Annotated in this window: 26 protein-coding genes; 22 read left to right on the top strand and 4 right to left on the bottom strand. The window is 51.9% G+C overall.

The features are described from left to right. Nucleotides 1-3: 3 nt before the first annotated feature. A complete protein-coding gene (gene msrB / locus J2I47_RS14440) occupies nucleotides 4-402 on the bottom strand; it encodes a peptide-methionine (R)-S-oxide reductase MsrB (protein WP_207365302.1) in 399 nt (132 codons plus the stop codon). Between the two features lie 139 nt (nucleotides 403-541). On the opposite strand from msrB, the gene J2I47_RS14445 reads away from it, so the two are divergent. Then, nucleotides 542-2,467 (top strand): RecQ family ATP-dependent DNA helicase, encoded by a 1,926-nt coding sequence (locus J2I47_RS14445; protein ID WP_207365303.1) that lies wholly within the window; start codon nucleotides 542-544, stop codon nucleotides 2,465-2,467. Nucleotides 2,468-2,508: 41 nt separating this feature from the next. Here J2I47_RS14445 and J2I47_RS14450 read toward each other — a convergent pair whose 3' ends face one another. Further along, nucleotides 2,509-3,351 carry an SDR family oxidoreductase gene (locus J2I47_RS14450; protein WP_207365304.1) on the bottom strand — a complete coding sequence of 281 codons (843 nt, stop codon included), beginning with the start codon at nucleotides 3,349-3,351 and terminating at the stop codon, nucleotides 2,509-2,511. A 57-nt stretch (nucleotides 3,352-3,408) separates the two neighbouring features. On the opposite strand from J2I47_RS14450, the gene gldD reads away from it, so the two are divergent. The 19 genes from gldD to J2I47_RS14545 all read left to right on the top strand — a co-directional run bounded on the left by gldD (nucleotide 3,409) and on the right by J2I47_RS14545 (nucleotide 21,757). Further along, nucleotides 3,409-4,014 carry a gliding motility lipoprotein GldD gene (gene gldD / locus J2I47_RS14455; protein ID WP_207365305.1) on the top strand — a complete coding sequence of 202 codons (606 nt, stop codon included), beginning with the start codon at nucleotides 3,409-3,411 and terminating at the stop codon, nucleotides 4,012-4,014. Nucleotides 4,015-4,221: 207 nt separating this feature from the next. Continuing rightward, nucleotides 4,222-4,665: a 50S ribosomal protein L13 gene (gene rplM, locus J2I47_RS14460; protein WP_207365306.1), complete on the top strand. Its 444-nt coding sequence runs from the start codon at nucleotides 4,222-4,224 to the stop codon at nucleotides 4,663-4,665. 3 nt (nucleotides 4,666-4,668) lie between these two features. Then, complete coding sequence (rpsI, locus tag J2I47_RS14465) at nucleotides 4,669-5,055, top strand: 30S ribosomal protein S9 (RefSeq protein WP_207365307.1); 387 nt, start codon at nucleotides 4,669-4,671, stop codon at nucleotides 5,053-5,055. A gap of 183 nt (nucleotides 5,056-5,238) precedes the next feature. Continuing rightward, entirely contained in the window at nucleotides 5,239-6,123 is an 885-nt protein-coding gene (gene rpsB, locus J2I47_RS14470) for a 30S ribosomal protein S2 (protein ID WP_207365308.1), read from the top strand. Between the two features lie 170 nt (nucleotides 6,124-6,293). Continuing rightward, nucleotides 6,294-7,130: a translation elongation factor Ts gene (gene tsf, locus J2I47_RS14475; RefSeq protein WP_207365309.1), complete on the top strand. Its 837-nt coding sequence runs from the start codon at nucleotides 6,294-6,296 to the stop codon at nucleotides 7,128-7,130. Between the two features lie 205 nt (nucleotides 7,131-7,335). After that, on the top strand, nucleotides 7,336-7,923 hold the full coding sequence (locus tag J2I47_RS14480) for an RNA polymerase sigma factor (protein WP_207365310.1): 588 nt from the start codon (nucleotides 7,336-7,338) through the stop codon (nucleotides 7,921-7,923). A gap of 29 nt (nucleotides 7,924-7,952) precedes the next feature. Beyond that, nucleotides 7,953-8,141 carry a hypothetical protein gene (locus J2I47_RS14485; RefSeq protein ID WP_207365311.1) on the top strand — a complete coding sequence of 63 codons (189 nt, stop codon included), beginning with the start codon at nucleotides 7,953-7,955 and terminating at the stop codon, nucleotides 8,139-8,141. Between the two features lie 31 nt (nucleotides 8,142-8,172). Further along, nucleotides 8,173-9,003: a mechanosensitive ion channel family protein gene (locus tag J2I47_RS14490; protein WP_207365312.1), complete on the top strand. Its 831-nt coding sequence runs from the start codon at nucleotides 8,173-8,175 to the stop codon at nucleotides 9,001-9,003. A gap of 57 nt (nucleotides 9,004-9,060) precedes the next feature. Then, nucleotides 9,061-10,023 (top strand): DUF3078 domain-containing protein, encoded by a 963-nt coding sequence (locus J2I47_RS14495; protein ID WP_207365313.1) that lies wholly within the window; start codon nucleotides 9,061-9,063, stop codon nucleotides 10,021-10,023. A gap of 96 nt (nucleotides 10,024-10,119) precedes the next feature. After that, a complete protein-coding gene (mscL, locus tag J2I47_RS14500; protein WP_207365314.1) occupies nucleotides 10,120-10,452 on the top strand; it encodes a large-conductance mechanosensitive channel protein MscL in 333 nt (110 codons plus the stop codon). 132 nt (nucleotides 10,453-10,584) lie between these two features. Continuing rightward, complete coding sequence (murD, locus tag J2I47_RS14505; RefSeq protein WP_207365315.1) at nucleotides 10,585-11,928, top strand: UDP-N-acetylmuramoyl-L-alanine--D-glutamate ligase; 1,344 nt, start codon at nucleotides 10,585-10,587, stop codon at nucleotides 11,926-11,928. 110 nt (nucleotides 11,929-12,038) lie between these two features. Next, the gene (locus J2I47_RS14510) at nucleotides 12,039-13,163 is read left to right on the top strand and encodes an FtsW/RodA/SpoVE family cell cycle protein (RefSeq protein ID WP_207365316.1); all 1,125 of its coding nucleotides are present in this window, start codon (nucleotides 12,039-12,041) and stop codon (nucleotides 13,161-13,163) included. 86 nt (nucleotides 13,164-13,249) lie between these two features. Then, the gene (gene murG / locus J2I47_RS14515) at nucleotides 13,250-14,356 is read left to right on the top strand and encodes an undecaprenyldiphospho-muramoylpentapeptide beta-N-acetylglucosaminyltransferase (protein ID WP_207365317.1); all 1,107 of its coding nucleotides are present in this window, start codon (nucleotides 13,250-13,252) and stop codon (nucleotides 14,354-14,356) included. Nucleotides 14,357-14,479: 123 nt separating this feature from the next. After that, entirely contained in the window at nucleotides 14,480-15,814 is a 1,335-nt protein-coding gene (locus J2I47_RS14520) for a UDP-N-acetylmuramate--L-alanine ligase (RefSeq protein ID WP_229374649.1), read from the top strand. 33 nt (nucleotides 15,815-15,847) lie between these two features. Beyond that, nucleotides 15,848-16,627 (top strand): cell division protein FtsQ/DivIB, encoded by a 780-nt coding sequence (locus J2I47_RS14525; protein ID WP_207365319.1) that lies wholly within the window; start codon nucleotides 15,848-15,850, stop codon nucleotides 16,625-16,627. Between the two features lie 14 nt (nucleotides 16,628-16,641). After that, entirely contained in the window at nucleotides 16,642-18,042 is a 1,401-nt protein-coding gene (gene ftsA / locus J2I47_RS14530) for a cell division protein FtsA (RefSeq protein ID WP_374759909.1), read from the top strand. 100 nt (nucleotides 18,043-18,142) lie between these two features. Continuing rightward, nucleotides 18,143-19,531 (top strand): cell division protein FtsZ, encoded by a 1,389-nt coding sequence (gene ftsZ / locus J2I47_RS14535; protein ID WP_207365541.1) that lies wholly within the window; start codon nucleotides 18,143-18,145, stop codon nucleotides 19,529-19,531. A gap of 377 nt (nucleotides 19,532-19,908) precedes the next feature. Continuing rightward, a complete protein-coding gene (gene accD, locus J2I47_RS14540; protein WP_207365321.1) occupies nucleotides 19,909-20,751 on the top strand; it encodes an acetyl-CoA carboxylase, carboxyltransferase subunit beta in 843 nt (280 codons plus the stop codon). A gap of 1 nt (nucleotide 20,752) precedes the next feature. Beyond that, nucleotides 20,753-21,757 (top strand): radical SAM protein, encoded by a 1,005-nt coding sequence (locus J2I47_RS14545; protein WP_207365322.1) that lies wholly within the window; start codon nucleotides 20,753-20,755, stop codon nucleotides 21,755-21,757. 32 nt (nucleotides 21,758-21,789) lie between these two features. Here J2I47_RS14545 and J2I47_RS26790 read toward each other — a convergent pair whose 3' ends face one another. Next, the gene (locus tag J2I47_RS26790) at nucleotides 21,790-22,128 is read right to left on the bottom strand and encodes a T9SS type A sorting domain-containing protein (protein WP_207365323.1); all 339 of its coding nucleotides are present in this window, start codon (nucleotides 22,126-22,128) and stop codon (nucleotides 21,790-21,792) included. Then, the gene (locus tag J2I47_RS14555) at nucleotides 22,094-22,933 is read right to left on the bottom strand and encodes a hypothetical protein (protein ID WP_207365324.1); all 840 of its coding nucleotides are present in this window, start codon (nucleotides 22,931-22,933) and stop codon (nucleotides 22,094-22,096) included. The genes J2I47_RS26790 and J2I47_RS14555 overlap by 35 nt, the downstream gene beginning before the upstream one ends. Before the next feature lie 132 nt (nucleotides 22,934-23,065). Here J2I47_RS14555 and J2I47_RS14560 point away from each other — a divergent pair, with 132 nt between their 5' ends. Both J2I47_RS14560 and J2I47_RS14565 read left to right on the top strand, forming a co-directional pair. Next, on the top strand, nucleotides 23,066-24,010 hold the full coding sequence (locus J2I47_RS14560) for a DUF2279 domain-containing protein (RefSeq protein WP_229374610.1): 945 nt from the start codon (nucleotides 23,066-23,068) through the stop codon (nucleotides 24,008-24,010). Nucleotides 24,011-24,025: 15 nt separating this feature from the next. After that, nucleotides 24,026-24,478, top strand: coding sequence for a GNAT family N-acetyltransferase (locus tag J2I47_RS14565; protein ID WP_207365325.1), 453 nt, complete (start codon nucleotides 24,026-24,028; stop codon nucleotides 24,476-24,478). Nucleotide 24,479 lies beyond the last annotated feature (1 nt).

A 24,479-nucleotide genomic window follows, 5' to 3' on the forward strand; every position in this document is an offset into this window, starting at 1 on the left:
CAATCAAACTTCGGGTTGTTTTAATACCAAAGATATTGAATTCAGGCAGTAGCGCAAGCCCGTTGGCGGGGGGCCATCATCGAACACGTGGCCTAAATGTGCGTCGCAAATGTTACAAAGCACTTCAACCCGGTACATGCCGTAGCTGTAGTCTTTCTCCAGCCGCACCCGATCTTCCTGCAGCGGAGCCGTGAAGCTGGGCCAGCCCGTTCCTGACTCAAATTTGGTGGTCGACTCGAACAAGTCTGTACCACAACATACGCAGGCATAGATGCCCGGCTCCTTCGATTCGCAGTATTCGCCCGTGTAGGGTCGCTCGGTACCTTTTTGGCGCGTCACTCGGAATTGTTCGGGTGTGAGTATTTGCCGCCACTCTTCATCTGTTTTTATTACTTTTTCCATGGGTCTTGCCTCTGTATCAGTTCGTCTCACCTGTTAGCTACTTACGCCAATTACTGGCAGAGAGTTGCTTTCTAAACAGACAAGAGGGTTAATTGTCTTTCGGGTTGGCAGGCTGGTGTGTTAAATTTGTTGGCAGACTATGACCGCACGCCAGCTTCTTCAGACCTATTGGGGCTATTCCAGTTTCAGGCCCTTGCAGGAAGATATTGTCAGCGCCATCCTCGACGGCTTTGATACGCTGGTGCTCATGCCCACCGGTGGGGGCAAATCCATTTGTTTTCAGGTACCCGCGCTGGGCATGGAGGGGGTTTGCATTGTGGTTACGCCCCTGATTGCACTCATGAAAGACCAGGTCCTTCAGCTACGGCGGCGGGGCATTGCGGCGGCAGCTATCTACTCCGGTATGCACTACCGCGAGATCGACACCGTACTGGATAATTGTATCTACGGCAATATCAAATTCCTCTACGTATCGCCCGAACGGCTCCGCACCGAGATCATGATTGAACGCGCCAAGCAGATGAAAGTTTGCTTGTTAGCTGTTGACGAAGCACACTGTATTTCGGCCTGGGGGCATGACTTTCGGCCACCGTATCTGCAAATTGCCGAGTTCCGCGAAAAACTGACGGGTATTATACCCACCGTAGCGCTGACGGCCTCGGCCACACCCGCCGTGCAGGCCGAGATCACGGAAAAACTGGACTTTCGCACCAATTTCAAAACGTTCCGCCAGTCGTTTGCGCGGGCTAATCTGTCTTATTCGGCGCGGCTGGAAGAAGGCAAAGAAGCCCGCCTGCTCACGATCCTGACCAACGTGCCCGGTACGGCCATTGTCTATGTTCGCAGCCGCCGCCTGACCCAGCAAATGGCCGAATGGCTGGTACAGCAGGGTATCTCTGCCGATTTCTACCATGCCGGACTGACCACCCCCCAACGTTCGCAGAAGCAGGATGACTGGATGTCGGGCCGCACCCGCGTGGTGGTGGCTACCAACGCTTTCGGTATGGGCATCGACAAACCTGACGTGCGTGTGGTGGTGCACCTGGAACCACCCGACACCCTGGAGGCCTATTACCAGGAGGCCGGCCGGGCCGGACGAGACGGGCAAAAGGCTTATGCCGTTTTATTGTATTCTACTGCCGACTGTCAGCGGGTTATTCAGCAAACAGAGCAGCAGTACCCACCTGTTGAACTCATCCGGCGGGTATACCAGGCTCTGGCCAATTATACTGCCGTGCCCACGGGTGGGGGCGAGCTGACCACCTATGATTTCGATCTGGCCAACTTCACGCGCACGTTTAACCTGCCGCCGCAAGACACGCATTATGCGCTGAAGCAACTACAACTGGCGGGCTACATTGACCTCAGCGAAGCCTATTTCCGGCCATCGCGCGTGGTGCTGAACATGGACAACCGGTCGCTCTACGAGTTCCAGGTGATGAATCCTCGCTTCGACCCGTTTATCAAATTGCTTATGCGCATGTACGGGGGCGAACTCTTCACCGACTTCACCCCTATTTCGGAGGGCAACCTGTCGCGGGCGTACTTAGTGTCGGAGAACGAAGTGATTGAGTTGTTGACGCAACTGGCCCAGCGGGAAGTACTGCTGTATGAAAAGCAAACGGATAAACCTCAGCTTACCTACCTCACCCCCCGTCACGACGCCCGTGCGCTTCCCTTCGATGTGCAGGGGCTAAACCAGCGTCGCCAGCATGCACTTGACAAAGCCCAGGCATCAGTCGATTATGCTCAGCATCAGACCCAGTGCCGCACCAGGATACTGCAACATTATTTCGGTGAAGAAACCGATGCTGTCTGTGGCGTATGCGATAACTGCATTGCCAATAAAAAGCGGGCCGAAAACGGTACACTAGTGCCAAAAGAGGTGCGTGAAGCCGTTCGGAACTACGTTTCGCTCGCTCGCGACAAAGGCGTCACGCCCCGCCAACTGGCCCATTATTTTAGCCAAACTGATGAGCAGGAGCTGGCCCAGACCGTGCGCCTGATGCTGGCCGAAGAAGAACTTCGCTATAACGCCGCCGGGAACATTACGCTGAACAAATAGGGACAGGGATGCCATCGCTCGGAGCGATGGCATCCCTGTCCCTATTTGTTCAGCGTAATGTTCCCGGCGGTGTTCTTTCGCGTTGCCTGCCAGACGGCCTGTTCTTTCAATCCTTTTTTGCGTAACAAGTCGGTAATGGAAAAGCTGAGGGCGGGGAAGAGGTTACCAACCTTACCCAGCCAACCCCGGCTGGTAGGAATCAGCACCTCCAGCTTGCGATGTTGAATGGCATCGCGCACAATGGCCCGCTCTACGTCCTGCACCGTCAGTATGCGCCCCCCCGAAAAACTTAATGCAGCCTCTGGGTGGTCAATTTGCGCTGTCAGCATATTGGTATCGACCAGATCGGGGCATACTACCGACACCTGTACTCCTTGTTTTCGTAGCTCGCCTGCCGCTGCCAACGAGAATCCCCGTACGGCAAACTTCGTAGCCGAATACAGACTTAACCCTTGGATAGGAGCTACTCCCGCCAGCGAGGCAATGTTGATGATCTGCCCACCGCCCTGTTTCACCATTTGCGCCGCCATCAACCGCGTCCCCAGGATCACGCCTTTGAGGTTTACGTCCACAACCAGATCAACGTCGGCAGGGTTAAATTCGGCAGCATAACCTACGTGCACAACCCCGGCAATGTTCAGCCCCACGTCAACGCGACCAAAACGAGTAAGTGTCTGATCAATAACCGCTTGCCAGCTTGCTGTGCTTCGTACGTCAAGCGGCAGGGTAAGTACGCGGGTTTGGTCCCAGTCGGCGGTGAGTGTAGCTAAGCCAACAACGTCAATGTCTGTTGCTACTACATGGTGTCCCTGATTGTAGAACACACGAGCCATATGACGGCCGATGCCATTGGCGCAGCCGGTAAGCAAATAGGTAGTTGGCATAGGAAGAGAATAGGGGCTGTTTACAACGAACCAGGCAACGTTTGCGTTAAGTAAAGCATGATTCGCACCGTTTTTATTCGCCTGTGTTACGTGGGCTTTATCAGCAGTTGTCTGGCCGTGATATATGCCTGCGGTTCATCCGATCAGGCTGATTATGTGCCAAAGCCAAAGGGCTATCCCCGTATCGATATTCCCACCGCCGAGTATGTACCCGTTGAGCCGGGTCATCCGTATCAGTTCGAGGTAAACAAAATTGCCCGTGTCTTGCCCGACACCTTCAAACGGGCTGAGCCGCACTGGATTTTCGTGTATTACCCCACGCTGAAGGCCACGGTACAATTGACCTATAAGCCCGTACAAAGCCTTGATAATCTGCGCGGTATGCTGGCTGATGCCTATAAACTCACGGCCAAGCATAATGTAAAAGCGTATTCAATCAATCAGCAGCGCGTGCAACTCAGAAATGGTCTTTCGGCCAGCCTGATTACCCTGGTAGGCGATGTACCTACCCAATTTCAATTCGTCACCACCGACACCACCCGGCACTTTCTGCGTGGCGCACTCTATTTCGATACTGCCACCGCCAATGACTCGCTCGCTCCCGTTATCAACTACGTCAAAGCCGACATGATGCGTATGCTGAATACGCTGAAATGGAAATGAAAAAGTTCAAAGTCTAAGGTCTAAAGTTGGCTGGCGCCGGAGTATGTTCGCGTCAGCCAACTTTAGACCTTAGACTTTGAACTTTGAACCCGCTTTCTCCCTTGTTTTTCAGGCTTCTAACGCGTACATTTGCACTCCCGTTTCGAGACGGGCGTTTTTTTGTAAGGTACAATCGTCTGTTAATCAACCAATACCGCTCACAATCCAGTGGATACGTTAAGCTACAAAACTGTTTCGGCCAATAGAGGGACCGCAAACAAGGAGTGGATCGTCGTTGACGCTAAGGATGCCGTTGTCGGTCGTCTGGCTAGCCAGGTAGCGGCCCGCATTCGCGGCAAACACAAGCCCAACTTCACCCCCCACGTTGATTGCGGTGACAATGTCATCATCATCAACGCCGAAAAAATTCGCTTCACGGGTCGCAAGATGACCGACAAAGTGTACGTGCGCCATACGGGTTATCCCGGTGGTCAGCGTTTCGCTTCGCCACGTCTATGGCTCGAGAAACACCCAGAGCGCGTGCTGGAGCACGCCATCCGGGGTATGTTGCCCAAGAATCGTCTGGGCCGCCACTTGTTTACCAACCTGTTCGTGTATACGGGTGAAACTCACCCACACGCGGCACAGCAACCGAAAGAAATTAAATTCTAACCAATGGATCGTATCAACACCATCGGTCGCCGGAAAACCGCTGTTGCCCGCATTTACATGTCAGCAGGTAGCGGAGCCATCACGGTCAACGGAAAAGAACTCAATGCGTACTTCCCGACCGAAGTACTGCAAATTATCACTCGTCAGCCTTTCGCTACCGTGAAAGCCGATGCTACGTATGACGTAAAAGTCAACGTGCGCGGTGGTGGCGTAACGGGTCAGGCCGAAGCCACCCGCATGGCTATTTCTCGTGCGCTGGTAGAAGCCAACGCCGAATACCGCCCAGCCCTCAAGAAAGAAGGGTTCCTGACGCGGGATTCACGCATGGTAGAACGGAAGAAGCCAGGCCGTAAGAAAGCCCGCCGTAAGTTCCAGTTCTCGAAACGATAAAAAATGTTCAATGTCTAAAGTCCAATGTCCAAACGGTCCGCCGTCGTGGTTGCTTTGCTCCATAGCAGCGCAACTTTAAACGTTAGACTTGAAACATTAAACTCCCTTCTGTCCAGACTGCGCTTAGACGTTGCCGATGCGCGGTGCTGCGTACTCTCAATCATTTTTCATTTTTAGCTGAAAATGGCACAAGTAGAATATAAAGACCTCTTAGACGCCGGTGTGCACTTTGGCCACCTTACGCGCAAGTGGGACCCCCGGATGGCTCCGTATATCTTCATGGAGAAAAACGGCATCCATATTATTGACCTCAACAAAACCCTGGCCTCACTCGAAGAAGCGTCGAATGCGATCAAAGGCATTGTACGTTCTGGCCGGAAGGTAATGTTTGTGGCGACGAAGAAGCAAGCCCAGGAAATTGTAACGGAAGAAGCGAAACGGCTGAAAATGCCCTACGTGACTGACCGTTGGCTGGGTGGCATGATGACCAACTTCGCCACGATTCGCAAGTCGCTGAAGAAACTCCAGACGCTGGAAAAGATGCTCAAAGACGAAGTCCTCGTTAAGAACGTCGCCAAGCGGGAGCGCCTAACGCTGACGCGCGAAAAAGAAAAACTGGAGCGTGTATTAGGTGGTGTTGCCGACCTGACGCGTTTGCCTGCGGCCCTGTTCGTAGTCGACGTGAAGCGCGAGAACATTGCGGTGCTGGAAGCCATCCGGTTGGGTATCCCCGTGTTTGCCATGTGCGACACGAACTCAAACCCGAACCTGGTTGATTTTGCTATCCCGGCCAACGATGACGCCTACAAGTCGATTTCACTGATTACGCTTGCCATCGGTAAGGCCATCGAAGAAGGCCTCATGGAGCGGAAGCAGGATAAAGACAGTCAGGCAGCGCAGGAGGAAGAGGATGCCAAGCGTCAGGAAAACCAACGCCGGGCCGCCGCCGAAGGTGCTGACGAGCCAGCAGGAGCCGAAACGCCAGTAGCCGAAACCGTTCAGGTTGAGCCTTCTGCCGAAGTAGAAGCCCCCGCCGCAGACGCTACGCCCGTAGGCAACACCGATTAAGTTAGTTCTAACAGACAACAGACGATTTGACCGGATAGCCCGTAGCCACACCAACCCGGCTATGGGCTATTTTTTTAAGAAGTTCAATGTTACTGGTCTGATGGCTGAAGTTGTAGGCTTTCTGTGCAAAGCAACTTTGGACGTTAGACATTAAACTTTAGACCATAAACATGGCAGCAATTACCGCAGCAGACGTAAATAAACTCCGGCAGGAAACAGGTGCCGGCATGATGGATTGTAAAAAAGCCCTTGTTGAAGCCGATGGCGACTTCGACAGAGCGAAAGAAGTGCTTCGTAAGCATGGACAAAAAATTGCCGACAAGCGCGCCGACAACGCTACTGCCGAAGGCGTGGTGCTTGCTCATGTTAGCCCCGACGGCAAGATGGGTAAGGTCGTGGCCCTGGCCTGCGAAACCGAACCTGTATCGAAGGTGGCTGATTTTCAGAACCTAGCTATGGCCGTGTTGAGCAACGCCGTAGCCGACCATGTAACGAGCAAAGAAGCTTTGTTGGCAGAGGTACAAGCCGACGGTCGTCCTTTGCAGGATCATATCACCGACCTGATGGGTAAAATCGGTGAAAAAATAGACGTTGTTTCCTTCGAGACTGTTAGCGCCGACAAAGTCGTATCATACATTCACTCGAATGGCAAACTGGGTGTGCTGGTTGGTCTGGCGAACACCGGTAGCGCCGACGTAGCTGAAGTTGGTAAGGACGTGGCTATGCAGATTGCTGCGATGAAGCCCATTGCTCTTGACAAAGATGGCGTTGATGCCACCATCGTTCAGCGCGAAATTGAAGTAGGTAAAGAGCAAGCCCGCACCGAAGGCAAGCCTGAGGCCATGCTGGAGAAAATCGCGATGGGTAAGCTCAATAAGTTCTACAAAGACAACACGCTGCTGAACCAGGAGTTTGTGAAAGATAGCTCGATGACTATCGCCCAGTTGCTCGACAAGACCAGCAAAGGTCTGACGGTGTCAGCGTTCAAGCGTGTATCTATTGGATAAATAGAAACAAGGGGCGAGAAGATGAAACAAGAATCAGGAGGACATCAACAAGGCTAATGTCTTGTTTCTTGCCTCCTGATTCTTGTTTCATCTTCTCGCCCCTTGTTTCTCAGTTTTTTAGTGGCAAGCCCGACCAATCTGGTCGGGCTTTTTGCTTTTATTGCCGTTACTTTTCCTACCCTAACTTGTCATAGCAACGCCTATTATGAAACATTTATCAGATGAGGAGTTAGTGCGCCTGTATGTAAAAACACAGCGCAATCCTTATTTCGAAGCTCTGTATACCCGGTACTGCGATAAAGTGTATCGGAAATGCCTGTCGTTCACTAAAAATTCAGAGCGTGCTGAAGACTTCACGCATGACATTTTTATTCGTATTGCCACCAAGTTGAGTGGTTTCCGGGAGCAGGCTAAATTCTCGACATGGCTCTATTCAGTTACGTACAACTACTGCATGGACCAACTACGTAGCCCCCGGCAGAAAGAAGTTTATTCCGATGAACCCTACGAGGGCGTGGGTATGTATGATGACGATGACGCCGAAGTGGCTGAAATGGAGGCACAACGCCTAAACAAAGCCCTGGACTACCTCACGTCTGATGAACGGGGCCTGCTGATGATGAAGTACCAGGACGATATCAGCATCCGGGACATTGCCGAAGCGCAGAAAATCACGGAAAGCGCTGTGAAAATGCGGTTGATGCGGGCCAAAGAAAAGCTACGTAAACGGTATCTCGAAGCACTCATTTTTTGGGTGCTGGTGGGCATTAAAGCACTGACTGGTTTTAAATAATCACTTAACGGACAACTTCTCTAATCGTCATGGAAAACCCTTTCAAACAAATTGAGCCAGATGCGAATTGTCCGCCCCACCTTCGGGAGCAAATTGTGTCGGAAATAGATATGATCCGAAATGCCCTTACCGTCGTCGAGCTTTATACCGGCGACTTGTTCGGCGCCTTATCGGCTCTGTTATCTGATTCCTCAGAAACGCCACCAACCAATTCGTAACTCACCGCTAACCTGAAACTCACCGCAACTCATGAATCCACAGCTACCAAACATCACCCAAATTCTGATTAACACGTTCCAGACGCTCATTGCGCAGTTTATTTCATTTGTCCCCAAGTTGATTGGCGCTGTTGTAGTGCTGGGTATTGGCGTTTTGGTAGCCAAGCTGGTATCGGCCTTGGTGGGACGAGTGCTCAAACAGGCAGGCTTTGACCGGATTGGCGACAAGCTCAACGAGATCGATGTGATTCGGCAGTTACAGACCGAGATCAAGCTGAGCGAAATCGTTTCCAAAGTTCTCTACTATTTTATTCTGCTGGTTTTCATCACCGCCGCCACCGAAACCCTGGGGGTGGCCGCCATTACAGGTATGGTGACAGCCTTAGTCAACTTCATCCCTAAACTAATTGCGGCAGCCATTATGCTGCAGGTAGGGGTGCTTATTGCGGACGTGTTAAAGAAAGGTGTTATCAGCCTGTGCGCCTCGTTCAATATCGCGTCGGGGCGGTTGCTGGGCACAGTGGTGTTTGTGTTTATCCTGCTTATTACCATCATTTCAGCACTGGGGCAGGCGGGTATCAATACCGAACTGCTGGAATCGAGTTTCAACCTGCTCATTGGCGGTGTCATTTTCGCGTTTGCTGTAGGTTACGGCCTTGCCTCACGCGATGTGATGGCCAACTTGCTGTCGTCATTCTACACCAAGAATAAATTTAAAGAAGGTCAGCGTATACGGGTAGAGGGTATCACAGGCCAGATCATAAGTGTTGATGGCACCACACTGACTCTAAAAACGGGTGACTCAACTACCACTGTTCCCATGCAACTGCTTCAGACAAAGACAGTTGAGTTTTTGGATTAGATAGTATACAGTTGTAAGTTTCTGCCTTAGTACCGTACCCCTTCACCACTTGTACCCATGAAAAGAAACGTAGCAGTGGCCATTTTGGCCACGGGCTTCGCCTATGCGGCCTATGCCCAGGACCCTGCCACAACGCAGGTAACAACCAATTTTAAGGACACCGTTTCGGTGAAACCAGACACGACCTACTGGCAGAAATCAGTCACAGGCGGCATCAATTTCAATCAGGCCAGCTTCAGCAACTGGACCGGTGGGGGTGTTAATTCGGTGGCCATTGGCGGTATTCTGGCTGGTCGGGCTTTGTACGAAAAGGGTAAAACATCCTGGGACAATACCGCCGATTTGCAACTGGGTTTTATTACGCAGGGAGGCCGCACCCGGAAGGCGGCCGATCAACTCATCCTTATTTCGGTGGTGGGTCATAAAATTGCTCCGCACTGGGATTTGTTTGCGTCAGGCACGTTCAACACGTTTTTTGCGCCGGGTTATCGGTATGACAAGCTCCCCGCCGGTGCCGAAGACTTCAAAGTGTCGAATTTCTTTTCTCCTGCTCAACTGACGCTTGCCTGGGGCGTGGCCTACAAACCCAGCGATGAATTTTCGTTGCGTATCAGTCCGTTTGCGCCCCGATTTACCTTCCTGGCCGATGATGCCGTACGATTTCGCGAAGGCACGGGTGGTATTATCATCCCAGATAAAGGAGCTAAGGCGTATGGCGTAGAAGCTGGCAAATCAGTTCGGTCTGAGTGGTTGGCGTTGCAATTGCAGGCTGCTCTGAACAAAAAGCTGGGCGAAAATGTGAGTTTGACTGCTCGCTACCAACTCTATGCCAACTACGAAACGCTGGATGCCATTGACCACCGTGTCGATATTCTGCTCACTGCTAAGCTGAACCGTTACTTAAGTACAACTTTGGGTCTAATAGCTTTGTACGACAAAGATTTTTACGATGGTCTTCAACTGCAGCAATCATTAGGTATTGGTTTGATATATAATGCCAGTACGTTCAGAAAAAAATAAATTTTTCTTGCGGGCCTTTGGGAAATTCACTTAATTAGTACTACTTACCTCAGTTTTCTTAACCTCTTACAAAACTTACAAAACATCCGTAACATTATGTTGAAAGAATTTCGCACGTTTATTGCCCAGGGCAATGTGCTGGACCTGGCTGTTGGTGTCATCATCGGTGCAGCCTTTGGTAAGATTACAAGTTCGCTAGTCGATGACATCCTAAACCCAATAATTGGGTTGCTCTTGGGTGGTGTAGACTTTAGTCAAATGAAGATTGTGTTGAAAGAAGCTGTAGGCACGGCACCAGAGGTTGCTATCCGGTACGGTAATTTTCTGACCGTGGTTATTCAATTTGTACTTGTCGCTCTGGTGATATTCATGGTTGTGAAAGCAGCTAATCGGATGAAGAAATCGCAGCCTGAGCTCGTTGAGGCGTAACGTTTGCAAATCCAACCCACCTTTAAGCCCCGGTCAATAGCCGGGGCTTTTTTTGTTTTATGAATAGGGATGGCTTTCCCCACTTAGTCCGTTTTTTTGTAGGACGAAATGAATTCGGCACCAACAACAGCTATGCGATTAATCATTTTGGGTGGAGGAGAGTCGGGGGTGGGAGCGGCTTTGCTAGGGCAAGCTAAAGGATACGAAGTATTTTTATCAGACCGCAGTCTGCTAAAACCGGCTTACCGCGACACACTCTCTGCCGCAGGTATTGCTTTTGAAGAAGGTCAGCATACCGAGACACTAATTCTGAATGCGACTGAGGTTATAAAGAGCCCCGGTATTCCCGACACGGCGCCGCTGGTGGTGAAACTGCGGGCACAGGGTATACCCGTTATCTCGGAGTTGGAGTTCGCCGCGCGATACACACGGGCAAAACTGATTGGTATTACGGGTAGTAATGGCAAAACCACCACCACGTTGCTTACATACCATCTGCTGAAAACGGCGGGCCTGAACGTGGGATTGGCGGGCAACATTGGCGAGAGCTTTGCCAAGCAGGTTATAGAGGATAGGTTCGATTATTTCGTTCTGGAAATCAGTAGTTTCCAGCTTGACGGCATGTATTCCATGCGGTTAGATACCGCTGTTTTACTCAACATCACCCCTGATCATCTGGATCGGTATGGGTATGATTTTGGGCAGTATGTAGCCAGTAAATTCCGCATCACACAAAACCAGCGGCCACAGGATACCTTTGTCTATTTCCTCGAAAACAGTCCCACCGTGCAGGAAATGGCCAAAAACCCGCCCGTGGCTCAAGCATTACCCATTTCGCTGGAGACACCTGTTCCTGTGGGTGGTTATGCCATAAACGGGCAGCTTACAACCCATTTCGGTGATCAGACCTATACCGATACGTTGGCCGAACTGCCTTTGAAAGGCCCACACAATGCCCTCAACATGCTGGCGGCTGTTCTGGCAGCACAGTCGGTTGGGGCGTCGGCAAACGCAATCAGATCGGGTCTGCGTAGTTTTGAAAACGCTGCCCACCGCATGGAACCCGTAGCCACCATTGACGGTGTGCAGTTCATCAACGACTCGAAGGCAACCAACGTGGATTCGGTATTTTATGCCCTCTCCAGTATGAATGCACCAACGATCTGGATTGCAGGGGGGCAGGATAAAGGTAACGATTACAGTCAGTTAGATGGGGTAGTGGCGCAACACGTGAAGGCGCTGGTTTGCCTGGGCAAAGACAACCAAAAATTGATCGACTATTTTAGTGGTCGCATTGCCACTATTGCTGACACTCATTCGGTGCAGGAGGCCGTGCAACAGGCTATAGCATTAGCTCAACCTGGCGATGTAGTGCTTCTTTCTCCCGCCTGCGCCAGCTTCGACCTGTTCAGAAACTACGAAGACCGGGGGGAGCAGTTTAAAAAAACAGTAAACAGTATAGTGAATGCACAATGAATAATGTACAATGTACAATGTACAATGGCTTCGCATTTTGAATACGCCATGCAAAGCCATTGTACATTGTACATTGTACATTATTCATTGTGCATTAAAACCTCATCCCCATGACCCTCTCCATCCGCGAATTTGCCCGGGACAATCTGAAAGGCGACCGCCAAATCTGGTGGATCGTACTATTCTTGTCCATTCTTAGTGTGCTGGTGGTGTACAGCGCTACCGGAACCATCGCCTACCAGAAAATGGGTGGCAATACTGAGGCGTACCTGTTCAAACACGGGGCACTGGTGGTGCTAGGCCTGGGCTGCATGTTTCTGGCTCACCGGATCAACTACATCCACTATGCCCGCCTTTCCAAATTCGGACTGTATCTGTCCGTTCCGCTGCTAGTGTGGGCCTATTTTAAAGGCACCAACCTCAACGATGCCTCGCGCTGGATCACGATTCCAATCATCAACCAGACGTTTCAGCCGTCTGATCTGGCCAAGCTGGCACTAATCTCAAATCTGGCAGCTATGCTGGCCAAGCGCCAGCGTGTACCCTACGAGCCACAGGTGCTGGTGAACATGATTGGCTGGATCGGCTGCATCTGCGCCCTTATCGTGATCTCCAACACCTCCACTGCCTTGCTGCTGGGAATGACCTGTTTTTTGCTCATGTATATTGGTCGGGTGCCGCGTAATTATCTGGCGGGCATGGTGCTGTTCTGCATGGTCGTGGGTGGATTCGCCCTGGTGCTGGGACAGCGGTTCGAGACTGTTATTAGCCGGATAAACCATTTTCGAGACTCCGAAAGCATTCCTGACCAAGTTCGGGAATCATACATAGCCCTGGCTAACGGCGGCATAACGGGGCAGGGGCCGGGTAATAGTCACCAGCGCAATTTTTTGCCGCACCCCTATTCCGATTTCATCTTCGCGATCATTGTTGAAGAGTATGGACTGGTTGGAGGGGTGATCGTGCTGCTGGCTTATCTCTGGCTGCTTATGCGCGGTATGCGAGCGATCCAGAGTAGTACGAGGCCCTTCGGCGGGTTATTGTCGGCGGGCCTCACCTTCAGTATTGTCATTCAGGCGATGATCAACATGGCCGTAGCCGTTGGCCTGGTACCCGTTACGGGTCTACCGTTACCACTGGTCAGTATGGGTGGCACATCGTTGCTCTTTACGGGGGCTGCCATCGGTATTGTCCTGAGCGTGAGCCGCGATGAGGCAGACGAAAGCAAGCTTTGATTTACGATGTACGATTTACGACTTACGATTTATGGTCGTGCGTTAGTTAAATCGTAAGTCGTAAGTCGTAAATCGTACATCAGAACGTGAACGTAATCATATCCGGCGGTGGCACGGGGGGGCATATCTACCCGGCCATTGCCATTGCCAATGAGTTAAAACGCGTCGACCCAACGGTGAATATCCTGTTTGTAGGGGCCGAAGGGAAGATGGAAATGGAGAAAGTGCCCCGTGCAGGCTACCGTATCGAAGGCTTACCCGTGGTAGGTATCAAACGCGAACTCACGCTCGACAACCTGGCCTTTCCGTTTAAGCTGGGCCGTAGCCTGATGCGGGCGCGACAGATTGTCCGCGATTTTCGGCCCGACGTAGCGGTGGGTGTGGGCGGTTACGCCAGCGGACCAACCTTACTGGCGGCGGCACTACAGGGCGTACCCATTCTGATTCAGGAACAAAACTCCTACGCCGGCCTGACAAATAAGGTACTGTCGCGGTGGGCAAAACGCATCTGTGTGGCCTACCCCGGCATGGAAGCCTTTTTTGCGCCCGAAAAAATTCGCGTCACGGGAAACCCTGTGCGGAGCGACATTCAACTGGCCGATAGCCAAACTGAGGCTGGTAGGGCACAGTTTGGCCTAAATCCGGCTCAGCCTGCCGTCCTGGTTATTGGTGGTAGTCAGGGTGCCCGCACGATTAACGAAAGCATCGAAGCTGGATTAGTGCGTTTTGCCGAAGCCGGCATACAGGTGGTTTGGCAAACAGGCGCGGGCTTTATTGATCGAGCGCGGGCGGCGGTACAGCAGGCGGGTATCGCCAACGTGAAACCATACGATTTTATCTACGAGATGGACCGCGCCTATGCCGTAGCCGACGTAGTGGTGTCGCGGGCGGGAGCGCTCTCGGTCTCAGAACTATGCCTGGTGGGTCGTCCGGCTATCTTGGTGCCGTTTCCACAGGCGTCTGAAGATCATCAGACAAAAAACGCAATGGCGCTGGTTGACCATGAAGCTGCATTGTTGGTAGCCGACAGTGTTGCCCGCACAACATTAGTTGATCAGGTAATTAACTTATTGGCTGACAAGCAAAAAAAGCAAACCTTGAGTGATCATATTAAGTCGTTTGGAAAGCCTCAGGCTGCAAGGGATATTGTTGACGAAATTTTTAAATTAATTTCTGTCAGTAAAGAAGTATAATCCTTTGGTTGTAATGTAAATCACCGGCTTACATTTGTTAAATTATTTTCGTATATCACTTTGGCAACCGTAACGCTCTCTTCCATACGCAACGTTTATTTTTTGGGCATCGGCGGCATCGGCATGAGCGCATTGGCACGTTGGTTTCTGGTCAACGGCTATAGCGTAGCTGGCTACGATAAAACAGCAACCACACTCACTCAATCGCTGGCTGCCGAGGGGATGACCATTCATTATACGGAGGCTGTTGACCAGATTCCGGTGTCGTTCCGCGAAAACCCGGCCGACACGCTGGTGGTGTACACGCCTGCCGTACCCGTTCAGCACGCCGAATACGTTTACTTTTCCGAAAACGGCTTTACCATCCAGAAACGGTCGCAGGTGCTGGGCTTACTGGCAGGCCGCATGACAACCATTGGCGTGGCGGGTACGCACGGTAAAACAACGACCTCGTCGATGGTGGCGCATGTATTGCGTAATGCGGGTGTCAACTGCGCCGCGTTTTTGGGGGGTATCACCCAGAACTATGGTACTAATTTCTTGCTCAACGAGCCGGCCGATGACCTGTCGAAGGTGATCTGCGTGGTGGAAGCGGATGAATTTGACCGGTCGTTTCTAACGCTTTTTCCCGAATACGCCATCGTCACATCTACCGACGCTGACCACCTCGACATCTATGGCGACCACAACGCTGTGCTTGACTCGTTTCGGGCGTTTGTGGGGCAAATCCATGAAAGCGGTGTGCTGTTTCAGCGGGAAGGGCTGGGGCTGGATGGTGCTACCAGAGCTACCGTGCGCAATTATTCGCTCAAGTCGGGAGCCTACCATGCGGCTAATCTGCGCATCGAAGCGGCCCGGTTTGTTTTTGATCTGGTCTATCCGGGCGGCACCGTACCCGATATTCGGCTTATGATACCGGGGTTTCACAACGTCGAAAATGCCGTGGCGGCAGCTGCCGTGGCATTGAAAGTGGGGGTATCAGCCAAGGCTCTGCGCGACGGGCTCAATACCTACCGGGGCGTTCGCCGCCGGTTTGAGTATGTACTCGATACCGAGACCATGATCCTGATTGACGATTACGCTCACCACCCCGCCGAGGTCGACGCATTTTTAACGTCGGTCAAAGCCCTGTACCCAAATCGCGAGCTGACGGTCATTTTCCAACCGCACTTGTTCAGCCGAACCCGCGACTTTGCTGAGGGCTTCGCCCGAAGTCTGTCTTTGGCTGATCATGTGGTATTGCTGCCTATTTACCCGGCCCGTGAATCACCAATTGATGGCGTGACATCAGATTTGATTCTGCGTCATGTTAAATCAATATCAAAGCAAATAAGCACCAAAGAAGCCATCTCATCCGTTCTGCGGGATAAGAAGGCTACACTGGTAGTAACAGTGGGTGCCGGAGATATTGACCAACTGGTGCCGGTCCTTAAAAAGGATTTTGACACCAATGGATAAAATAATTAAACGGTCGACCGAGCTTATTTACAGATGTTTCCTACTTTTAGTAACCCGAAAAAGTGGCTTTGGAACGTGTTGGGTGCCGTAACCCTTTTTGGGCTTGTGGCGTTTACCGAACATCGCATCCGCCAATCGCACTGCGAAGCCATTATTGTTCGTCTCCGCGAGGCAGACGGGCAGCGGTTTCTAACGCGTAAGGATGTCACTGGTTTTCTGACAAATAATGGGGCAGACCCACTGGTAGGAAAACCATATGACGGTATTGATCTGGGGGCGTTGGAGCATCGGTTGGGGCGGTATAGTTTGGTCAAGCAAGCTCATCTGTCGCGTGATTTGGCGGGAAATCTGCTGGTTGACGTAACGCAGCCGCAGCCAGTAGGTCGGCTGATTGATGGAGAGGGGAGTGGCGCGGTTCGGTGGTTGGGTGGGCAGTATATCAGCGACGAAGGGCGTTTTTTTCCTTTGTCGATGAATTATTCGGCCCGAGTGCCCATCGTATCGGGTGATTGGTTTCGGCAACATCGTACGCTGGCAGATAAAGCCGGGCGCCCGTTGCTCGAATTATTGACATACATTCAGCAAGATGAGCTATGGAAGGCGCAAATTGCAGAAATTGACATAAACGGGGCTGGTGAGGTAACTCTCTGGCCGCAGGTAGGCAACTACCAGATTGAATTTGGCACGCCCGACGGGTTAGCCACCAAGTTTAAAAAAGTAAAACTGTTCTACACTCAAATAGCCCCCCGCCGTGGCTGGGACCGCTACCACCGGGTGAATGTGCAGTACCGTAACCAGTTAGTGTGTGAGTGATGACCCATCACCTTATGGATGACAAGATTGTGGTAGGACTCGACATTGGTAGCACCAAGGTGTGTGCCGTGGCGGGTCGGATGTCTCGAGGCAGCAACAACCAGCTCACGCTGGAAGTACTGGGCGTAAGCCGGGCTAGTTCAGAGGGGGTAACGAAAGGTAAGGTGATGAACATCACCCGAACGGTTGCCGCCATCAATCAGGCCATCGAAGAAGTGTCGAACCAGTCGAATGTGGATATCGGACTGGTCAACGTCAGTTTCAGCAACCACAATATCAATTCACAGAAGCAGCCAGGCAGCATTACTCGCCTTTCGCCCGGCGACGAAGTGACCCCTGCCGATATTGACCACCTCCTGCGCGATATGTACCGCACGCCCCAGTCGGCGGGTAAGGAAATCGTGCATGTGCTGCCTATGGACTTCACTGTCGATAGTGAAGCGGGGGTGGAAGATCCCGTTGGTCGCAATGGAGTGAAATTAGGTGCTGATTTTCAAATTATTACCACGCAGTCCGACGCAGCTGTCAATGTGCGCCGGTGTATTGAACGCACCGCCGGCCATCTGCAGCGTGATCAGGTACTGCTCTCGCCGCTGGCCTCAGCTATGGCGGTGCTCACGCCCGAAGAGCGGGAAGCAGGTGTGGCATTGGTCGACATCGGCGGCGGTACAACCGATCTGGCCATCTATTATCGCAATGTGCTGCGCCATGTGGCGGTCTTTCCCTGGGCGGGCAATAGCCTCACCAATGATATTCAGGAGGGCTGCAAAGTGCTGCCGCAACAGGCTGAAGTGCTGAAAACCAAGTTCGGCAATGCTAATCCAGGTACCTATCGCCTCAACGAAGTGGTGTCTGTACCTGGTTTACCTGGCCGACAGCCGAAAGATGTGTTGCTCAAAAACGTATCGATCATTATTGCTGAACGGCTGAAGGAAATTGCCGCGCTAGTACAGGCTGAAGTAATTCGGTCGGGCTACAAAGACAAGCTCCTGGGCGGCATCGTGCTCACGGGGGGGTCGGCCCTGATTGAAGGTATCGACGATATTTTCCAGAACGTCACCAGCATGGACGTGCGTGTAGGCTATCCTGAACAACTGGAACGCAATCTGCGCGCCGACCTGGTCAGCGACCCGGCTTTTGCTACGGCGGTTGGACTCGTGTGGGCAGGGTTCCGCAGCGTAGACGACCGGATTTCGTTTATCAGCGATCCCGGACAGTCATTTGGTACAACGGTTGCACCGGTTCGTCAGCCTGAGCCACAGCGGCCTGCCACCCGGACAAACAATAGCGGGCAGCCTGCCCAACGGCCTAAAGAAGAAGCTACAGCTACCAATGGAGCTAACAGCATTTTTGGTTGGATGAAGAAATTATTCAATCCTAACCTGGGCGATATAAACGAGACCTATAAAGAATAGATTCTGTGCCTGTTTAAATTAAATTACGCTTCGCTTACCCACCGCTTTTGCCAACAACGCGCCACCCATGAACTCTCGAACCCCGCTCCGAAATCAAGCTATGCTGGACCACGGTTTTACATATGAAATACCAGACAACAATGCACCCATCATTAAAGTGATCGGCGTGGGTGGCGGCGGCAGCAATGCCGTGCAACACATGGTGGCGATGGGTGTGAAAGATGTGGAATTTGCCATATGCAACACAGACCGGCAGGCACTGATGAGCAGCGATGTGAAAACCAAACTAAAACTCGGTACAGGCCTGGAAGGGGCGGGTATGGATGTAGAAGTAGGTCGCAAAGCTGCTCTGGAGAGCATCGACGAACTGCGCAACCTGCTGGGTGGCTCTATCAAGATGGTGTTTATTACGGCGGGTATGGGTGGTGGTACGGGTACCGGAGCTGCCCCTGTTGTGGCCGAAGTAGCGCGCGAACTGGGGCTGCTGACGGTTGCCGTGGTAACGGCTCCCTACAGATACGAAGGCATCGACAAACGGCGTCAGGCCACGGAAGGTATTGAGCAATTGAAAAAAAGCTGTGATACCGTACTGGTGGTTATGAATGATAAGCTGGCCGAGCTATACGGGAAGTTGAGCATTCGTAAAGCGTTTGCCCATGCCGACAACGTGCTTGCCACGGCCGTAAAAAGTATTGCCGAAGTGATTACCACACGTGGCGACGTGAACACCGACTTCATGGACGTGAAGAAGGTATTGCAAAACGCGGGGCCATCAGTAATGGGTGAGGCCGAATCTGAGGGTGAAAACCGGGCGCTTCAGGCTATCCAGGAAGCGCTGAATTCGCCGCTGCTTAATGACAGTGATATTCTGGGTGCCAAGCGAATCCTGCTCACCATCACGTCTAGTTCGGAACATGAAGCCACATTGGAAGAACAAACAATTATCTCGAACTACATTGTCGAGAAAATTGGTGAAGAAGCCCGTCTGTTTAAAATAGGTGCCATCTTCGATGATTCGCTGGAGGCAAAAATGCGTGTTACCATCATTGCCGCTGGCTTTGAGACGGCTGGTTTAGCCCCGGTGCAGCCTCTGATTGCCACTACGGTGGAAGACGAAGTCGATGATGAGGTGGCTGTTGCTGAGTCAGTAGAAGAAGCACCTGTTGAGACTAAAGTGCCCGAATTAGTGGCCGACGAAACCGGCGTTGGCACCCCTACCTTTACTCATAGTGGTGCCACGATGTTACCGCCCATGACGGGTCCTTTGGCCAACGGACTAGGTGGCAATGCAGGCTACACGGGTGTAAGTCTGAACCCCACCCGCCCCGATGATACAGAAGAAGTGAAGCAATTGGTCAACGATTTTTTGAGCAACCGCTTCACGGAAAGAGAACTGGAAGCGCCAGCCTTCAGCCGTCACCGTGTGGCCCTATATGAACTGCCACTAATACCTGACCACGAAGTAATTCGTGCCCGGTTGTTTGATTGATAGGACGGCTGTGATGGTCGGAACGGCTATACTGTAACTTGAACAGCCTGAACAAGCCTCCTTTGTTTCCCGATAGTTTAAACGCACCCTGGCCATACCGGCCAGGGTGACGTGTTTCCGGGCCTTTCCATGCCCCAACAACATGCGCTTGCCCGGCAGTTGGCTCAATTGTGCCGGTGGAAGAAACGGAGCGGTTGGTGCAGGATACGTACCACGAATGCCGCGTGGTAAGGCTGCTGATTTGAATGCTTTGCGAAGTTGGTAAACGCGATCAAGCAGCTCGATTAATTAACACCTTCGTATCTTTGCCGTCCGTTTGATTTGTTGGTTGGGTCAACGCCAACAGCAGCAAACGCCTAACCGTCAGATGCACCTTTATGTCCTGGTTCATACGAAAAGATAAGGGTATTCAGACCCCAACCGAGTTGAAGCGGGAGGCCCCCGATGGGTTGTGGTACCAGTGCCCAAGCTGCAAGCAGGTGATGCACACCCGTGAACATAAGCTCAACGCCTACACCTGCGTACATTGCAATTACCACGAAAAAATAGGTTCTGATGCCTATTTCTCGATCCTGTTCGATGATAATCAATTCACCGAACTCGACGAGAAAATGATGTCGGCAGACCCACTTTCATTTACCGATACCAAAAAATACCCTGACCGGGTGCGGGCCACGATTGGCAAAACCGGCCTGCGCGATGCAGTCCGCACGGCGCATGGGCCAATGGAGGAAACTGAAATCACGATTGCCTGTATGGATTTCAACTTTATTGGTGGCTCAATGGGGTCGGTGGTGGGTGAAAAAATTGCTCGTGCCATCGACTACGCCATTGCCAACAGAACCCCATTTCTGATGATCTCGCGGAGTGGCGGTGCCCGGATGATGGAGGCTGGCTTTTCGCTGATGCAGATGGCTAAAACATCGGCCAAGCTGGCGCGGCTGTCTGAAGCAGGCCTGCCTTATATATCACTTCTTACCGACCCAACTACCGGCGGCGTGACGGCTTCCTATGCTATGCTGGGCGATTTTAATATTGCCGAGCCGGGTGCCCTGATCGGATTTGCCGGACCGCGCGTAATCCGCGAAACCATCGGCAAAGACCTGCCGAAAGGTTTTCAGAGTGCCGAATTCGTGCTGGAACATGGTTTCCTCGACTTTATCGTTGACCGAAAAGACCTGAAAGACAAAGTGGCCTGCCTGTTGAAGCTGATTAAATAACATGCGCCTTGTCCGCCACCCGGTTTTGTGCAATTACTACGTCACGTACCGCTGCAATGCGTCGTGTGGGTTTTGTGACATCTGGGAGCGGCCCTCGCCCTATGTGACGCTGGAAAACGCGCGCGAAAACCTGCGCGACCTGAAGCGGCTTGGTGTGCGGGTAATCGATTTCACGGGCGGCGAACCGCTACTACACCGTCAACTGCCCGAATTGCTGGCTGAGGCGAAACGCCAGAAATTCATTACTACCCTCACCACCAACGGCTTGCTCTACCCAAAACAGGCCGATAGTCTGCGCGGTCTGGTGGACATGCTTCATTTTTCGCTCGATTCGCCCAACGCCGCTGAGCATGATGCAGGGCGTGGGGTACGTTGCTTCGACAAAGTGATGGAATCGATTGCCGTGGCGAAGCGCCTGGGCGAACGGCCCGATATTCTGTTTACCGTTTTCGAGCACAACATTGGTCAGATCGAGGCGATGTACGAACAAATCTGCCGCCTAAATGGCCTCGTGCTAATCCTGAACCCTGTTTTTGGTTATAACAGCGTCGATACGGGAGCCATTGCTGAAGGTGTTTCTCCTGAAAACCCACTCTCGGAAAGCGCATTGCAAGCATTGACGTACTGGGGAAAACAACCGGGCGTGTATCTCAATGATGGCTTTGTGCAACTTCGGCGTGATGGAGGAAACCACATTAATAGGCCGGTTTGCCGTGCGGGAAGCACCACCGTGGTTATTTCGCCGCAGAATGAACTAGTGCTGCCCTGCTACCACCTCGGTCTAAAAAACCTGCCCATCGACGGCCAACTCCACAACCTTTATCAAAGCGATGAGGTGCAGAAACTGGTTGCGTTGGAAGGTCGCCTGCCCGCCTGCGAAGGCTGTGTGATCAATTGTTACATGCAGCCCTCATTCGCCGTTGAACTGTCTAAATATTGGTGGAAAGCCCTGCCCAGTACCCTGAAATACAACTACATGAAGGGTACCTGGAAACAGCTTTTCTGACCTGTCTAACGGCGGACCGTCCGTTAAACAGGTCACTCTCTCACTACTTTTCGCGTTATCTGCTGCCCACCACTTTCGGCACGGATGAAATATAGACCGGCAGGCTGCGAGCTAAGATCTAGTTGAAAATGCTGTTGGTCAAGTAATTGACTTTTTTCAATGCGCTGATGCATCCGTCCCTGATTATCCAGCACACTGAAAACGGCTGGAAGCCCAAGTCGATTTTGCAACGATACGTGCACCAGGCCCCCCACGCTGGGATTGGGCGAGAGTGTGAGCTGTAGCTCATTTGGGGCGGCATCATCAACGGCGGTGAGTACCCCAACATAGGCTGGTTCATAGGGAGGTGGGGTTATAATTGCAAATTGCACCAGGTTTGTCTACCACGGTCAATGTCAATTCCTGAAGGGTTTCGCTAATCAGTTGCCCATTGCGCCATTCCGAGACCACTAATGCCACCGAATACCGCCCCAATGCACCCGGTACGTCCCAGGTAAGCAAACCTGTTTTTGCGTTAAGCCGGAAGATACCGGTATGCAGTACATCATTAGGAAACTGGTAATTGCTTAACGCTGAAAAACTAGTGCAAAAAGTATTTAGAGTAACGTTCGGATCACTACTAGTCATCGGCAACGCGAGGGAATATGTGAGACTATCACCCTCAGCATCACTGGCATTTAGTGGCAGCGATAGACGTTGATTACGAGCTATCAGCAAATTCTCTGTCGGTGTAAACAGCGTGGGCGTCTGATTGCTTATGCCGATTTGCACAGTTGTTTGTAAAGAGAAATTCTCCCCCACGGCTCCATAACCAATATTTAACATGAAGTCGCTTCGGGATATAGCAGTGGCTCTGATCGTATAAACCCCTGGCCCGCTAAACGTAAATGTTGTTGTATACTGATTGATAGTGACAGCTTTATCATCTGTTTGTGTGATGGAACCACGATTAACCGTAACCATACCAGTACCCCCGCCTATGCAAATAGCAACGCTTGAAGCTTCATCTCCAGCAGAACCGCCACTACGACCATTATAATACATGATTACGGTAATCAGACAGGTGTTTTTGTTTCCAGCAACAGGCGTTGCCCGGATGTAGCCACCCATGATGTGAGTGGCGAAGACCGCTGGAGAGCCAAGCAGCACAAGCAGGAGGCAGTAAAGAGGGCGCATGGAGAGTTTTGGAATAGACGTTGACGGATTTTGTAACCCTATAACTTACTGATCCTCAGTTTACGTATACAGCCTGGATAGATATTAATTACCCGGCCTGCTGCTTCGTGCATTTTGCAGTAGGTTTGGTATATGATTACCCTCTTTCGCTTCCTGCTCACGCTGGAATTGCTGCTCATGCTACAATCCCCCGTTCGGGCGCAGCCGTTGCCGGTTTCACCTGCTGAGCCGGGCATCAATCAGGGGCGGTTTATTGGGGTAGTGGCAGGTACGGCGGCATTCTATACCGTTACGCTGCTGCTACTTCGCAAGCAGTGGTATAAGAAGAAACTACCTTTCCACACCTTCAACGACAACCGCGAATGGCTACAGATGGACAAGGTGGGCCACGTCGCCACGGCCTATTGCATGAGCCGGGGTGGCTACGAACTGATGCGCTGGAGCGGCGTAAACGAGCGGGCCAGCATCCTGACCGGGGGGCTACTAGCGCTATTGTTCCAGACGACCCTGGAAGTCTACGACGGCCACGCCGAGGGCTGGGGTTTTTCCAAAGGCGACATGGTGGCCAATGTGGCGGGTACAGCCCTGTTTATGGGGCAGCAGTTCGGGGCTGGGCAGCAGGTGGTGAGCCTGAAATATGGTTTTCGCAAAACGATTTTTCCGCCCTACCGCCCCAACTTACTTGGCAAAACCACCGGTCAGCAGATGCTGAAAGATTATAACGGTCAGCAATATTGGCTGTCGGTCAATCTGGCGTCGGCGTTGCCCGTGGGACCCGACTTTCCGCGTTGGCTGAACCTGGACGTGGGCTACAGCGGTAGCGGGATGACCGGCGGACATGAAAATCCACCGATGATTAATTCTGAGGGTAAGCCGTTGGTATTCAAACGATTCAGACAATTTTTTCTGTCGCCCGATGTTGATTTGTCACGAATAAATCAGCCCGATCCGTTACATCCATTGCCCTGGCAGCGCTTTGTGGGTACGGTGCAATTTTTCAAAATTGCTGCTCCTTCGCTGGAATATAACCCCGTCAACGGTTTGCGTTTTCACCCGCTCTTACTGCCGAAAGAGTAAGAACCACAATTTGCTATGACCATCCTACGCACAACGTCTGAAAACGCTGATTTCCAATTCCTTGTCAGCAAGCTAGATGCTTGCCTGGCCGAAATAAACGGTAGTGACCATGCCTTTTATAATCAGTTCAACAGCATTGCTGCTCTGCAACACGTGGTAGTAGCCTATGATGATGGCATACCAGTTGGTTGTGGTGGCTTGAAACAGGTTGATCATGAATCGGTTGAGATCAAGCGGATGTACGTCGACCCGGCGCAGCGGGATAGGGGCGTTGGTGGCGCTGTGCTGGCAGCACTGGAAGCCTGGACACTGGAACTAGGCTTTCGGGCGTGTGTGCTGGAAACGAGTGTGAAGCTGCCCGCTGCCGTACACCTGTATTGTAAACACGGCTATGAGCGTACACCCAACTACGGACAGTACGTCGACATGCCCGACAGCGTTTGTTTTCGAAAAAATCTGACAGCCTAAT

Origin of the sequence: Fibrella rubiginis (genome assembly GCF_017353185.1) — a bacterium.
In the GTDB taxonomy this organism is placed as follows: Bacteria; Bacteroidota; Bacteroidia; order Cytophagales; family Spirosomataceae; genus Fibrella; species Fibrella rubiginis.

What these genes read in the sequence shown, in the direction of transcription:
- msrB (WP_207365302.1), bottom strand. Translation starts at nt 402, where the DNA reads ATGGAAAAAGTAATAAAAACAGATGAAGAGTGGCGGCAAATACTCACA.
- J2I47_RS14525 (WP_207365319.1), top strand. Translation starts at nt 15,848, where the DNA reads ATGTTTCCTACTTTTAGTAACCCGAAAAAGTGGCTTTGGAACGTGTTG.
- J2I47_RS14520 (WP_229374649.1), top strand. Translation starts at nt 14,480, where the DNA reads ATGAGCGCATTGGCACGTTGGTTTCTGGTCAACGGCTATAGCGTAGCT.
- J2I47_RS14560 (WP_229374610.1), top strand. Translation starts at nt 23,066, where the DNA reads ATGATTACCCTCTTTCGCTTCCTGCTCACGCTGGAATTGCTGCTCATG.
- rpsB (WP_207365308.1), top strand. Translation starts at nt 5,239, where the DNA reads ATGGCACAAGTAGAATATAAAGACCTCTTAGACGCCGGTGTGCACTTT.
- J2I47_RS14485 (WP_207365311.1), top strand. Translation starts at nt 7,953, where the DNA reads ATGGAAAACCCTTTCAAACAAATTGAGCCAGATGCGAATTGTCCGCCC.
- J2I47_RS14565 (WP_207365325.1), top strand. Translation starts at nt 24,026, where the DNA reads ATGACCATCCTACGCACAACGTCTGAAAACGCTGATTTCCAATTCCTT.
- J2I47_RS14510 (WP_207365316.1), top strand. Translation starts at nt 12,039, where the DNA reads ATGACCCTCTCCATCCGCGAATTTGCCCGGGACAATCTGAAAGGCGAC.
- mscL (WP_207365314.1), top strand. Translation starts at nt 10,120, where the DNA reads ATGTTGAAAGAATTTCGCACGTTTATTGCCCAGGGCAATGTGCTGGAC.
- J2I47_RS14495 (WP_207365313.1), top strand. Translation starts at nt 9,061, where the DNA reads ATGAAAAGAAACGTAGCAGTGGCCATTTTGGCCACGGGCTTCGCCTAT.
- J2I47_RS14450 (WP_207365304.1), bottom strand. Translation starts at nt 3,351, where the DNA reads ATGCCAACTACCTATTTGCTTACCGGCTGCGCCAATGGCATCGGCCGT.
- murD (WP_207365315.1), top strand. Translation starts at nt 10,585, where the DNA reads ATGCGATTAATCATTTTGGGTGGAGGAGAGTCGGGGGTGGGAGCGGCT.
- ftsZ (WP_207365541.1), top strand. Translation starts at nt 18,143, where the DNA reads ATGCTGGACCACGGTTTTACATATGAAATACCAGACAACAATGCACCC.
- J2I47_RS14555 (WP_207365324.1), bottom strand. Translation starts at nt 22,933, where the DNA reads ATGCGCCCTCTTTACTGCCTCCTGCTTGTGCTGCTTGGCTCTCCAGCG.
- J2I47_RS14480 (WP_207365310.1), top strand. Translation starts at nt 7,336, where the DNA reads ATGAAACATTTATCAGATGAGGAGTTAGTGCGCCTGTATGTAAAAACA.
- gldD (WP_207365305.1), top strand. Translation starts at nt 3,409, where the DNA reads ATGATTCGCACCGTTTTTATTCGCCTGTGTTACGTGGGCTTTATCAGC.
- J2I47_RS14490 (WP_207365312.1), top strand. Translation starts at nt 8,173, where the DNA reads ATGAATCCACAGCTACCAAACATCACCCAAATTCTGATTAACACGTTC.
- rpsI (WP_207365307.1), top strand. Translation starts at nt 4,669, where the DNA reads ATGGATCGTATCAACACCATCGGTCGCCGGAAAACCGCTGTTGCCCGC.
- J2I47_RS14545 (WP_207365322.1), top strand. Translation starts at nt 20,753, where the DNA reads ATGCGCCTTGTCCGCCACCCGGTTTTGTGCAATTACTACGTCACGTAC.
- tsf (WP_207365309.1), top strand. Translation starts at nt 6,294, where the DNA reads ATGGCAGCAATTACCGCAGCAGACGTAAATAAACTCCGGCAGGAAACA.
- accD (WP_207365321.1), top strand. Translation starts at nt 19,909, where the DNA reads ATGTCCTGGTTCATACGAAAAGATAAGGGTATTCAGACCCCAACCGAG.
- ftsA (WP_374759909.1), top strand. Translation starts at nt 16,642, where the DNA reads ATGGATGACAAGATTGTGGTAGGACTCGACATTGGTAGCACCAAGGTG.
- J2I47_RS14445 (WP_207365303.1), top strand. Translation starts at nt 542, where the DNA reads ATGACCGCACGCCAGCTTCTTCAGACCTATTGGGGCTATTCCAGTTTC.